10 protein-coding genes are annotated in these 13,400 nt (G+C 50.9%); 6 read left to right on the top strand and 4 right to left on the bottom strand.

Annotated features, from left to right (window positions below; all coding sequences use genetic code 11):
- Positions 1-73 precede the first annotated feature (73 nt).
- Positions 74-1,336 (bottom strand): fumarylacetoacetate hydrolase family protein, encoded by a 1,263-nt coding sequence (locus tag ACO0LM_RS23730; protein WP_423040614.1) that lies wholly within the window; start codon positions 1,334-1,336, stop codon positions 74-76.
- Positions 1,337-1,711: 375 nt separating this feature from the next.
- Positions 1,712-2,374 (bottom strand): TetR/AcrR family transcriptional regulator, encoded by a 663-nt coding sequence (locus tag ACO0LM_RS23735; RefSeq protein ID WP_423040560.1) that lies wholly within the window; start codon positions 2,372-2,374, stop codon positions 1,712-1,714.
- A gap of 225 nt (positions 2,375-2,599) precedes the next feature.
- On the opposite strand from ACO0LM_RS23735, the gene ACO0LM_RS23740 reads away from it, so the two are divergent.
- Entirely contained in the window at positions 2,600-3,787 is a 1,188-nt protein-coding gene (locus tag ACO0LM_RS23740; protein WP_423040562.1) for a TCR/Tet family MFS transporter, read from the top strand.
- Between the two features lie 15 nt (positions 3,788-3,802).
- On the opposite strand, the gene ACO0LM_RS23745 is transcribed toward ACO0LM_RS23740, so the two are convergent.
- On the bottom strand, positions 3,803-4,918 hold the full coding sequence (locus tag ACO0LM_RS23745; RefSeq protein WP_423040564.1) for an endo-1,4-beta-xylanase: 1,116 nt from the start codon (positions 4,916-4,918) through the stop codon (positions 3,803-3,805).
- A 271-nt stretch (positions 4,919-5,189) separates the two neighbouring features.
- On the opposite strand from ACO0LM_RS23745, the gene ACO0LM_RS23750 reads away from it, so the two are divergent.
- From ACO0LM_RS23750 to ACO0LM_RS23770, 5 genes are all read left to right on the top strand, one after another.
- The gene (locus tag ACO0LM_RS23750; protein ID WP_423040566.1) at positions 5,190-7,256 is read left to right on the top strand and encodes a DUF4214 domain-containing protein; all 2,067 of its coding nucleotides are present in this window, start codon (positions 5,190-5,192) and stop codon (positions 7,254-7,256) included.
- 216 nt (positions 7,257-7,472) lie between these two features.
- The gene (locus ACO0LM_RS23755) at positions 7,473-8,255 is read left to right on the top strand and encodes a substrate-binding periplasmic protein (RefSeq protein WP_423040568.1); all 783 of its coding nucleotides are present in this window, start codon (positions 7,473-7,475) and stop codon (positions 8,253-8,255) included.
- A 254-nt stretch (positions 8,256-8,509) separates the two neighbouring features.
- Positions 8,510-9,403 (top strand): hypothetical protein, encoded by an 894-nt coding sequence (locus tag ACO0LM_RS23760; protein ID WP_423040570.1) that lies wholly within the window; start codon positions 8,510-8,512, stop codon positions 9,401-9,403.
- A 598-nt stretch (positions 9,404-10,001) separates the two neighbouring features.
- Positions 10,002-12,110, top strand: a complete 2,109-nt coding sequence (locus ACO0LM_RS23765) for an EAL domain-containing protein (protein ID WP_423040572.1) — start codon at positions 10,002-10,004, stop codon at positions 12,108-12,110.
- Between the two features lie 81 nt (positions 12,111-12,191).
- Positions 12,192-12,728, top strand: a complete 537-nt coding sequence (locus ACO0LM_RS23770) for a hypothetical protein (RefSeq protein WP_423040574.1) — start codon at positions 12,192-12,194, stop codon at positions 12,726-12,728.
- Between the two features lie 83 nt (positions 12,729-12,811).
- On the opposite strand, the gene ACO0LM_RS23775 is transcribed toward ACO0LM_RS23770, so the two are convergent.
- The gene (locus ACO0LM_RS23775; protein ID WP_423040576.1) at positions 12,812-13,399 is read right to left on the bottom strand and encodes a hypothetical protein; all 588 of its coding nucleotides are present in this window, start codon (positions 13,397-13,399) and stop codon (positions 12,812-12,814) included.
- Between the last annotated feature and the right edge of the window lies 1 nt (position 13,400).

The raw sequence follows: 13,400 nt of genomic DNA on the forward strand, positions 1-13,400 counted from the left end.
CTTTCATGGTGCGATTTGGAATGATGGCTATCCACCGGAATCTGTTTGCTCAAACTGTTATCCACACTTTCGCTCATAGCGCACCTGAAACAGGCTGCACACCAGAACCACCCGCACCGACAGCCCCAACCGCTCCAACCGGCCCATGGGTCAGGCCATGGGCAATTCCACGCAAGGCCAGGTTGCGATACAGGGCGCGTACCCCAAAGCTCCAGGGGGCAATCGCGTCACTATACTGTACATGGTTCACCAAAGCACCTAAAGCCGGACAGGCAATACTGACCCTGTCGCCGGTATGGTGGGTAAATCCGCCGCCAGCGGCGTCCCTGTCCTTGATGGGCGAGAACATGGTGCCCAGGAACAGCATGAAACCATCCGGGTACTGGTGGGTGTTGCTACAGACCTGGCTGACCAGATCTAGCGGATCACGGCTGATTTCGCGCATCATGCTGACGCCATCCAGCCTGAAATCATCGTCCTGCCCTTCAATCAGCAACCTGACTTCGGCCTGGCGTATGGTATCGATCGTGAATTGACTGTCAAACAGGCGGATAAACGGCCCTATCGCGCAAGAACCATTATTGTCCTTGGCCTTGCCCAGCAATAAGGCGCTGCGCCCTTCTATATCACGTAAATTGACATCATTACCCAGGGTGGCTCCAACCACTTGCGCACGGCTGTTGACGGCCAGGACGATTTCAGGCTCCGGGTTATTCCATTTGGAATCGGGATGTATGCCAACATCGGCACCAAAGCCGACGGCTGACATGGGCTGGGATTTGGAAAATACTTCTGCATCAGGACCAATACCGACTTCCATGTATTGCGACCAGGCACCACGGCTGATCAAATCCTGCTTCAGCTTTTCGGCCACTTCAGAACCGGGGCGTATGCGTGACAAATCCGTGCCTATGCTGGCTTGCATGGCGGCACGCAAGCGGTCTGCTGCCGAAGCATCACCTGCGGCCTGTTCTTCAATCACCCTTTCCAGCAGGCTGACGGCAAACGTCACGCCGCAGGCCTTGATGGCTTGCAGATCACAGGGGGCGAGCAAATAGGGGGATGTGGAATCTGGCTGGCGCTGCAGGGTTTGATCAATCAGGGTCTGCACATCACCCAGCGATTCACCTTTGACGGCCAGGACAAATTCCAGCAAATGATCTTTTTCCAGCAGATCGGCGACGGTCTGTACCTGGGCTGTGATATCGAACACTTCGCCCTGGCGCACGACGACCACGCAAGGCCCGTTGATCTTGCCGCCACGCCATACGCGGCCCAGCAGCACAGCTTGTTTATATTCATGCGGCAAATAGGATATGCCGGACGTGTTTTTCATCATAGTCTCCGTATAGCGATTTTTTTGGATCACCGTACTCTTCGCTTTAGAGTTTCCGGCCGGGTCTGCCCCTGGCCGGAATGCTGTTTGCTTCTATCTGCATGAAGCAAGCAGCCGGTGTCCTTGATCATTATTGATACGCTGGTATGTATACTCGCTGGTATCGGGATCATTCACAATTATGAAACTCACCAATGTGAATCATGATTACGTGCAAGCAAGCCCGGGGACAAACCCTGAGAGACCACCTGGGCCGGGCTGAAAATGAAGGGGGAAAAGCACGGGCACCTCCTGGCTTTTTCATTGGCTTTTTCATTGGCTTTTTCACCGCTTGGTGTAAAACGCGGCTTTAATCTTCAGGATGAAGTTGATCGCTCAGGCGTAAGCTGTACCTGCCATGGCAGCCTGTATACCTGTGCTGCCCTTGTCTACCAGCGCCAGAAAGATGGTTTTCGCTTCGTCTGCATCCTGCTTTTGACGAAAGCACAGGTGCGCCTGGATCAGGGCCACTGTCCAGGTTGCCAGCAGCAGACCGGCGGCCAGCTCAGCATCCGGGTCGCCTGGTTCTCGCTTGACGGATTCGGCCAGGGCCACCGCAATCACTTGCGCAATCTCGTCCCGTATCGCCCTGGCACGTGCCTTGAGGGTTTCGCTGCCTTCTATCGTCTCTATGAAGCCCTGGCTAGCGGCAGAGATAAAGCCGCGCGCTCCGGCAGCAAACCGGACATAAGGCCGCTCTTCTGCAACCAGCCTGTGCGCCAGCAGGCGCAAGGTCTCCAGCGGCGAGATGTGGGGATCACGCTGGCGCAAGGCTTCGCGCAGCATCTCGCGCCCTTCCTCGTCACGATCAAAGAACATATCTTCTTTACGCGGAAAGTGATTGAACACCGTCATCCGCCCCACATCGGCAGCTGCCGCTATGTCATCCACCGTCACATGATCAAAGCCCCGCTCCTGAAAGAGCAGGGTGGCAGCATTGGAAATGCCCTGACGCATGGCCAGGCGCTTGCGGGATCGAAGATCAGATGGGATTGACATGCAGCGCATGATAGCATATCTTACATATACTAAGTACATTTATAGATTAAGTACATTATTAACCATATGATTAAGAAATATGACCAAGAACATTGATATCGTTATTGAAATAACCAGACCATCTGGACTGCCGTTCACCACTTATCTGATGTGTGGAGGCGGCCGCATCCCCCTACCGGATCACCTGTGGGCACCTGCCACATCACGCCACGCGGGAGAACAACTATGAACAAGGCACTGACCGTCATCTTCGCTGCCATTGGTCTTGATGCCGTCGGGATAGGCCTGATCTTTCCTATCCTGCCGCGACTGCTGGCAGACGTCACGCATGGCGACAACGTCGCGTCTTATATCGGCATCATGACTGCGCTGTATGCGGTGATGCAGTTCATCTTCGCACCCGTCCTTGGCGCATTAAGTGATCGTCTTGGCCGTCGGCCTGTGCTGCTGATCTCGCTCGCCGGAGCGGCCATCAACTATGTGGTGATGGCCTTCGCGCCACAACTCTGGATGCTGCTGCTTGGCCGCGCCATTGCCGGCCTGACCAGTGCCAACATGTCAGTCGCCATGGCTTATATCACCGACATTTCGCCTGAAGACCAGCGGGCGCGGCGCTTTGGCCTGTTCAATGCCGTGTTTGGTGCCGGCTTCATCATCGGCCCGGTACTGGGTGGTGTGCTGGGTGATTACTGGCTGCGGCTGCCCTTCATCGCTGCGGCGCTGCTGAATGCGGGCAATCTGTTGCTGGCATTGTTTGTCTTGCCGGAGTCACGCACCCCAAGTCGTGAAAATCATGAGAAGCTGAACCTGACAGCACTGAATCCGCTGCGGCCATTACGCTCGGTATTTGCCATGAAAAACCTGGCACCCGTCATCATCATCTTTTTTCTCTTGAGTGCCACGGGTGAAGTGTATGGCACCTGCTGGGCACTCTGGGGTAATGATGTGTTTCGCTGGAACGGTCTGTGGATCGGCCTGTCGCTGGGCACCTATGGTGTATGCCAGTCACTGGCGCAGGCTTTCCTGCCTGGCCCTGCCGTCAAACTGCTGGGTGAACGCGGCACCATCCTGACCGGTATCGCAGGCACATGCATCGCCCTGGTGGTGATGGCGTTTGCCAGGCAAGGCTGGGTGGTGTTTGCGGTCATGCCGGTGTTTGTACTTGGCGGTATCGGCGTCCCGGCATTGCAGTCCCTTGCTACCCGCCTTGTCGACGAAAACCAGCAGGGCCAGTTTCAGGGCGTGCTGGCATCGGTCGTCAGCCTGGCATCAATCATCGCCCCGCTGGCATTCTCAACCTTTTACTTCGTCGTCCGCGAGCAATGGCCAGGGGCGATCTGGCTATCTGTGGTGGTAGTCTATGCGATCGCCGTACCGCTTGTGCTCAGCTTACGGTTTCGCAAAGGAGACTGAACACGTCGATCGTTTCTATTTGCCTGTCAGGGCTTCAACTACACCATCAAAGGCTGGCTTGGTGGTGTAATCATCCTTGAACAACAAAGGCCATTCTGCCCGTTTGTGAAAACTGCTGAGCCAGGTCTCACCATCGATCACACCCCAGAAGGTAATGCCGCCGCGCTGTGCGGCAGGTACTTCTTCCAGATACGCCGTGACGATTTCCTTGTAGCGGGCTTTTTGCGCCATGGCCACGGCAGGCGTCAGGGATGTAAGATTTTTGTGCTTGTTCACCGCCACATCCAGTTCAGAAATCCTCACCTTCAGGCCACGGTCGGCCACTGCCTTGAAGGATTTGCGGATTTGCGCAATGCTGGGGTAGTCCACATCCACATGCATCTGAAAACCGATGCCGTGGATAGGAATCTGCCGCGCCTTGAAATCATCGATCATGCCCAGCATGAAATCGAGCTTGGATTGCACCGATTCGGTATTAAAGTCGTTGTAATACAGATCGGCAGCCGGGTCGGCTGCATGCGCCGCGATGAAGGCTTTTTCTATATACGATTTGCCCATTTTTTGATAAAACAGCGATGGCCGGTAACTTGCCGGCACTTTTTCATCAATGACTTCATTCGCCACATCCCAACTGGCAACCCGCCCGGCAAAATGCCTGACTATCTGCTCGACATGGTTGTTGAGCATGGCATCCCAATCACCGCTATAGTTTTTCATCCATGCCGGCACCTGATAGTCGGGGTGCCATACCAGCGCATGGCCATGCAAGATCATGCCGTGTTCTTTGGCATAATTGGCGAGGGCATCGGCATCATCAAAAGTAAACCGGTTTTCAGCCGGATGCAGGTAACGCATCTTCATGATGTTGGCCGCCACCAGGCTATTGAACTGGCGGTTGATCAAGGCCTGTTGATCCGTCTTCTTGAACAGGCTACGCCTTTCATCGCCAGCACTGACTGCCACCCCAACAGGAAAAGCCGCCAGGCTTTTCAATACCACGGCAGACTGCGCATTCACCACGCCATCCGGCACATCACTGCCCTGCTCCGCAGCAAACACTGCAGTGGGTGTAAAAAACGCCATGCCCGCCAGGCTCAAGCCCCATACAGCGCGCCCCATCAATTTATGCATACCGGTCCTGACCGTAAAGAAACGTAAAAAAGAAACGTAAAAAGCGACGAATTTGTCTTTGCCGCGATTTAAGCATGGCTGAGGGGATAAACACAGGGCATCCATAAAAATCATAAGTGCGATTGGTGTTTATTGCCTTTCATGATGGATATGCGACGAGGATAAAAAGCCGCAAGGATATTTCCTTGTCAACCAAAACGCCGCCACTGCCGTTTTCAGACAGACAGGCGGAAACATCGCCATTACAAACAACAACAAGCAAACACCCGTCATGGCCACATACCTACCATACAATCCCAGCACACCCTTCACCAGGGCGATGTTCAATTTTGATGCTGTTGGTGCCCCCAATTACATCCTGGTGGGCACGATACGCATGACCGTGTCTGACGACTTTAGCTATGCCAATTATTATTCGGATAAAGACTATTCGCTATTCACCAAAAGTATCTATACCAATGGCCCCAATGAATATGCCTGGTCGGCGACACAACTGGATAATATCGACCTTGCGGTAGATGTCTACGCACAGTTTGCCAATCTGTCGTTTGCCAAAGTAGTTAATTATGACACCACCAATACAAGTACCATCGCCAACCCGGAAGATGTAGGCCGGGCCAATCTATCCGACATCAATATCAACTGGATTTATCGTACCGATGTCAGCTTTAGCGGCCTGTCGGGCGGCAGTACGGATAAAGGCCTGGGGTATACCGGTGCCGCCGGTGACATCTACCTGAACGCAGCCGCCTCGAAATTCCAGGGGGATTATTCGTTTGCCCCCAACAGCCATGGTACCCAGACACTGATGCATGAACTGGGCCACACCCTGGGCCTGTCCCATCCGCATACCGACATCGTTAATGGCGTACCCATTATCGGGGCAGATTATGCAGCGACCCAGTACCTGGGCTTTAACAAACTGGGGTTCAGGACCAATAGTGCGATGGACATGTACAAAGAGTATTTCACCATCATGTCCTATGATGACCAGAACTATTCTTCCACCTTGCATGCCTACACCCCGATGATACTGGACGTGATTGCGCTGCAACAGGCTTATGGTGAAGGCCGTGGCACCAGTGGAGTCACGAACGACACGCTGTTGGTGGGCACAGATGGTTATCGCACTTATTTCGATAAAGGTGGCATTGATACGATAGACCTGTCGCTGTACAGCAATGGTGCCTACTTCCACATGGGGACCACCATCACCGGTGCTGACCATCTGGTAGGTGTGGCGATGAGTTTGTATGACGGCGTCAACACCATACTCAATGGTGGTGAACCGGTCAGCCTGCGCTGGCTCTATGGCGAATATGAAAACGCCATTGGGTCGGCCAGCGCCGACGTCATCCTTGGCAATGATCTTGCCAATATCATTTCTGCCGGTGGTGGCAATGATGTGATTGACGGCGGCGGTGGCAATGACAACATCAATGGCGGCGACGGCAACGACAGCATTGAAGGTGGCGCTGGCAACGACACCCTGTTTGGCGGCGCGGGGAATGATACCTTCGACTGGGAAGTCAGCTTACGTGGTGGCAACGATGCCTTCGTCGGCGGCACTGGCGATGACATCTACGTCCTTGATACCAATGCAGACAAGGTCTATGAAAATAGTGGCGAAGGCGTAGATACCGTCTGGGTAGATTTCAATACCTCGCTGGCCGCCTTTGCCTTTGTGGAAAACATTCGCATCTATGGCAATACCGGCACCACCATCACCGGTAACTCCTACAGTAACCTGATGTCCGGCAGCAACGGCAATGACACCATAGATGGTGCCGACGGCAATGACCTGGTGATGTGCGCCGGCAATATCAGCAACTATACCGTCACCAAATCCGGCAATAGCTACATCGTCAAGGACAAGACGGGTACCGAAGGCACGGATCTTCTCATGAATGTTGAACTGGTCAAGTTTGACGACCATTATTTGTCATTTGAAACAGCAGGCATTGCTGGCCAGGCTTACCGGTTATACCAGGCAGCCTTTGATCGCAAACCCGACCTCGCCGGTCTGGGTTACTGGATCAACGACATGGAAAACGGTTCCAGCCTGACCACGGTGGCGGCTAGCTTTTTTTCATCGCCAGAGTTTCAAAAGCTGTATGGAAAAATCCCCAGCAGCACAACGCTGATCACCAATTTTTACCAGAACGTGCTGCACCGCACACCGGACAAAGCCGGTTTTGATTATTGGCTTAATTCTATCGACACCGGCAAGATCAGCGCCGCCGGTGCCCTGGCCAGCTTTTGTGAAAGTACCGAAAACCAGGCACTGGTCATCGCGGCGATACAAAACGGCATTGAATACCTGGGCTGGACGGTCTGACGATGGCTTAAGCAGTGCCAGGACCAGCCCCCTCTTTGGCCTTGTTCCCGATCTTGGTCCTTGATCCTGGCCCTGCTGCACGCGTTTGCAACACATTGCAAGATAAACACTTGATCCGCGACGTATCGCTGTTGCGGTAGTACAATGCAAAAAAACTGCCGCAGGCGAGTGTTTTTGCACTGCGTCATCCAGATCAGGCCAAACTGGGGAGACCACGTGCATCGCCTAGCCGATTTTGCCGGGGAACGACTACTTCTGCTGCTCGCAGCCCTCATCCTGTTTACCTTCCCCCCGGCCAGCGCGCAAAGCATATTACGGACTGCCGCGCAAGAATCATCCGAGCCCAAATTCGTCGTCAGACAAGAAGGCGGAAAAACGGTCATAGGTGGTTTTTGCGTGGATGTCCTACGTGCCATCGAAGCCATAGAACCCGGTCTTAAATTCGTTGGCGACCAAACCCCGCTGCCGCTGGCACGCATCTATGGTGGGCCGGACGATGTCATCTGCGGTTTGCTGTACACCAAAGAACGCGCGCTCAAATACGACTATATAAGTACGCCTTTGTTTTCCGTCAATTACCTGCTGGTGGTGCGCGCCGATGACGACGTCAAGGTCAATGACTGGGATGACATCCGCAAGCTGGGCAATGAAGGCCTCATCCTGTCCATGCACAATTTTGCCATCAGCGATATCCTTCGCGGCATGGGTGGCCTGCTGGTGGATTCAAGCGCTGTCTCATCCAAATCGAATCTCAACAAACTGCTGGCCAACCGTGGTCGCTTTTATTGCCATCGCTCCCCCGGCATCGTCACCGAAATCCGCAAAGCGGGCCTGGAAGGCAAGGTCAAGCTGCTACCCAAGGTCATGCTGAAAGAACAGTTCTACATGCTGGTGTCAAAGACCGTCGCTGCCGACGATGCCAGAAAACTGCGCGCCGCCATCGCCCAGCTCGACAGCCTGGGCGTGCTGGTGAAGCTGTTCGAGAAATACCAGGATTAGCGCCAGCCCCCTTCCCCTTTCCCTCATGTAAAAGCCCGCGCTTGACATGTCAACGCATGCCCCCGCATGTAAAAAAACAGTTTATTTCACGCCAACAACGGTAAAAACCAGTCTGTTTCCCGTAAAAATATCTGGCACGCAATTTGATAGGTGAAGCTGACAACAGCCGTATTTTGCCCGTGCCCATGCACAGGACGGCCAGGCGCATAGATTTCATCAACCATCAAATAGCGAGGATAAGAATGGAAAGCGTAATGGAACGGGAATTAGAAAGCACGCATGGCAATGGCAATGGCAATGGCAGCTTCATAACAGGTTCAGTGCGCCTGCTTGACTATGACATCGGCAACAACAATGTGCTGATCCGTGGCAGCGCCTGTTTCGGTACACCAGGCTTTACCATCGCAGATTTAACACAGGCCATCACACAAGACCCCCATTTTGCAGCGGCAAAAACAGCCGGCATCCGCCTGGCCAGCAATCCATCCGTCATTGATTTCTGCCTCATCGGCTTTGCGCCAGAGAGTAAAGACCAGGGCATCGTCGATACCGAACTGAGCTGGTTCACCAGCAAGCCGCCCGCACTGAATGGCGAATCCGGCCCCTACCCCGTCTACATCCCCTCTGCCATTTCCAACAACCCGGGGATGATGGTGTACTGGCCCATACAAGCCATAGGCGGCACACCGCCCACCACAGAAGGCGGTGCCTGGCCGGTATCACCCGGCAGTTCCATCGGGGCCGACCAGACCGACTTCAACTATACCGGCCTGATCAGCGCCATCTACCATGCACTGAACGGCAATGTGGCAAACCTGCCCCATCCACCAGCAACACTGCGCAGCATCAGCAATGCCATCATCTACATCCACTGCGATTCTGGCGTCAACCGCACCGGTGCCGCCGCCGTCGGCTACCTGATGAGCTATGGCAGCCAGCTCAGTGCCCTGTCCCTGCCATGCACACCCGCCACACCCTACACCCTGGCACAGGCACAAACCGCCGCCAACCTGGCCCCACCCAGCAACGACACCACCCCACCCGGCGGCAGCGACATCCCCGTCGCCTGCGCCTACTGCAACCTGCTCAGCACCGGCATGATAGACGCCCCACTGATGGAGGAATGTGTGCCGCTGAGTTTTGTTTGAGTTGATGGGTCCTGATGCTGGGCATCAGGGTGTGACCAACATCATTCAAGCAATTCTGAAAATCGCTTGGGTACCCACTCTGTTATGGAAAAGTCAGCACACCCTATTTAACGCATTCGACTAGAAATGACAGCAAATTTGACAGTACAAAGAAGCGCTGTTGAGGACCCACTAACTCAAGGTAAACGTATTTAACCATTTACAACACTTCCCTTACAGAAAATTTCTGTTTTGATGCTTATAATAAAAAGTAAATAAGCCTTGGCATAAAAATTTCACCTGAATTTTTTATATCAAAATGCAAACAGGAGAACACGAACTGTCCGTCATCCATATTTAATGGCGCAGGAAAAATTACGCCTCTATTTACCAGCCGATTCAGAACAGTAGGTGTTGATTAGTCAACGGTATTGATTAAAAATTAGTACTCAAGTAGCGAATCAATGAAAAAATTGAAGTCGTACGAGAAGCATTAGGAAGGAGCGCCGTGTTTGCCGGATTTTATTCCCATGTTGACATTTCTCTGCACATGACCGGAAACACTTGCGAATCGCCGATTCAGGCGATGGCGACAATAATCTTTAATGAGACTTGACTCATGCATAGTTTGCTTCAACGTCAAATCAGGCGATTCTTTGGTGATGGGGTAGTACCGTCCCATGAGTTAGACAGTTTCATTCAAGCAATTAATGACACCTATCATCAGGCTGACACAGATAGGATAATGACTGAGCGGTCACTTGATTTAACCTCTCAAGAAATGCTGGAACAAAATCGTGCGTTGGCCGCCGAACTTGAAGTCCGGCGAGCGACTGAATCGCAATTGGAATATTTGACCAATTATGACGCATTAACTGGACTGGTTAGCCGTCGCCTTTTCAGCGACCGGCTGAAGCATGCATTGACCGGCGCAAATCGGCGTACACAAGTTGTCGCGGTGTTGGTACTTGGTTTGGATTTTTTCAAAACAATAAACGACAGCCTGGGTTACGAGATTGGCAATGAAATACTGCGTATCACCGCCGAACGACTCGCTAACGCTGTCCGAGCAAGCGACACGGTAGCCCGTCTGGGGGCCGATGAGTTTGCACTCGTTCTCATTGAACCAAATGTGGAATCACTTCCGACTAAACAGGCTCAGTCAAAACTGGATGAGATAGACTCCAGCTATCCGCAGATAACAGATATTTTGCAGAGAATTCTCATATCTGTTTCAAAAACCTTTTTGTTGGCGGAACAGGAACTGCAAATGACATGCAGCATAGGTGTGAGTCTTTATCCACATGACGGCAGCGATGCAGAAATTTTACTCAAAAATGCCAGTGCAGCAATGAGTAGTGCAAAACAATTGGGACATAATAATTTTCAGTTTTATACCTCTGATCTGAGTGCGCGAATACATCAAAGGTTAAATATTCAAAGTAAGCTCAGGCTTGCCCTGGAGCGTGAAGAATTTGTTTTACACTATCAACCGCAGGTGGATTTACGGACCGGACATATTGTTGGAATGGAAGCATTGATTCGCTGGAATCAGCCAGGAATTGGCATTACTTCACCCGGTCACTTTATTGGGGCCGCCGAGGAAACTGGCCTAATCGTCCCTATCGGGGCTTGGGTTATCCGTACCGCATGCGTGCAATGTAAGGCATGGCAAGAAAATGGTTATGGAAACTTCCGTATTGCAGTTAATTTATCAGTGCGTCAGTTTTCCCAACCAGATTTATTGGAATTCATCGCCACGGTTTTAAAAGAAACCGGTCTTGATCCTGAGCGTCTTGAAATTGAACTGACTGAAAGTTTGGTCATGACAAACGTCGAACGATCCATTGAAATTTTACAGGGTTTGAAAGCACTCGGAGTGCAACTGTCTATCGATGATTTTGGAACTGGATATTCAAGCTTATCATACTTGAAACGTTTTCCGGTTGATGTACTTAAAATTGATCAATCCTTTGTACGCGACATTAACAAGGAGGATGATGCTGCGATTGTCAAAGCGATTATCTCCCTGTCGCACAGCTTGGGAATACAAGTGATTGCAGAGGGAGTGGAAGCTGAAACTCAGTGTGATTTTCTTCGAACGCATTTATGTGACGAAATCCAAGGTTTTTTCTTTTCTAAAGGATTGCCAAAGGACGAAATTGAGGTCTTGCTAAAGAAAAAACAACGGCTTCCAGATCATCTTTTACATTTCTCCAAACACGTACGAACCCTACTGTTGGTAGACGATGAATTAAATGTACTTTCTACCTTAAAGCGTACATTGCGAGCAGAGAATTGCATAATTTTAACCGCAAGCAGTGGGCAGGCTGGGCTAGATTTGCTGGCTCAATACCAGGTCGATGTTATTGTTTCTGATCAGCGCATGCCAGGAATGACGGGAGTCGATTTTTTTTGCATTGCAAAAGAAAAATATCCGGATACCGTTCGCATCATACTTTCTGGTTATACGGAACTACAAGCAGTGATCGACTCCGTCAACAAAGGTGCGATTTATCAATTTTTGACTAAGCCATGGGATAATTTTCAATTAAAGTTACATATCGAAGAAGCATTCAAGCACAAGGAAATGGCTGATGAAAATCGACGACTAAGCATGGATGTACAAACGCAGAGTCTTACCATTGCGAAGCAGAATCGACAATCGAGAAATCACAAAACTGAAAATCGTCAAGACTTACTTGAAATGCAGAAGCACGGGTGTTAAAAAATCAGAACTGACACTCGCTTAGTGCTGTCTTAGGAGCTTTCTTTTAATCATATAAATTGGCAAAAGGGCCTGTTTAGCATGAATGATGTTATTTACGACAAATCCGATAAAGGTCGAGAAGAAATTGTTACTCGCAAATACCGTTTGATATCGAAATTACGTCCATTGCTTGTCCTGATAGATGGCAAGAAAACAGTCGCGGAAATTAAGAAGGAAATCTCCGGTTTGGGATTGACAGAAAAAAATATACATGAATTGATTGAACAGGAATTTATTCATGAAATTGTGACGCAAGAAAAAGTATTGCAACCCACTTTGATGACTGATATCCAGGTAGAAATTAAGACCGAACCAATTACAGTCACAAAGGCTGTCAAGCCGAACACAAGTGAAATTGAGCAGCACCAAGCGTTGTATACGTTCTACAACGAGACAATAAAAAGTCTAATGGGCATACGAGGATATTGGCTACAACTGAAGGTAGAACGTGCATCCACAATTGATGATTTCAGGTCAATAAGACAGGCATACCTTGAAGCCGTTTTAAAAGTAAAAGACCGTGATGCAGCACGTAGTTTACGTGACCAGTTAGATGAACTTTTGAACGTTGAGTAGTTGCGAAATTGTAGATCAACACTGCGTTGTCAGTTCAGTAGTTCAAGCGTGCTGATCTACCAAAATAAAGTTGTTATCCGGATTTAGGCGATAATGCGCAATGTCAGCGTATCATGGATAGAAACCACAGATCTAAGCCATTTGCGTTCATGGGAAGATGCACTGTCGTCGCCAAATGAGCCAGTAAAAATGCGATAGCAATCTGGCTTTTTATTGCTCCACACCAACGAACAAGAAATATCCTCGTCACCAGGCATAGCACTGATGAGGGTTTTCTGTTCACCATTGATGCTGCACAACAATGCGGCAACTGACCACTCGGCCTCTGTCCGCAAAACCTGTGGCGGTTGCGTGTTCTCGAATCCTTCTGGCAACGCTAGCATTTCCGTATAATCTTCAAGCGCCAGCAACGTCACTTTGACAGGTTCTGTAGGCGCATTGGATTCGAGCATGATGAAACTGACGTCATCTCCCGGAGATAGTTCAATCTCATCAAACCAGGAAACATGGGTGCGGCGTCCGTCTGCTTGCACCGTCAGTGCGCTAAGTCGCAGGTGTGCAGCTTTTCCGGCATCAGCAAACATGCTGATGCCGGGTGAAATTACCGTTGCGTTTTCAACGCCAGCACGGCATAAGAACTTGCCATTAATGGTAATTTCAAAACAAATCATG

Origin of the sequence: Undibacterium sp. Di26W (genome assembly GCF_049340265.1) — a bacterium.
GTDB lineage: Bacteria > Pseudomonadota > Gammaproteobacteria > Burkholderiales > Burkholderiaceae_D > Undibacterium.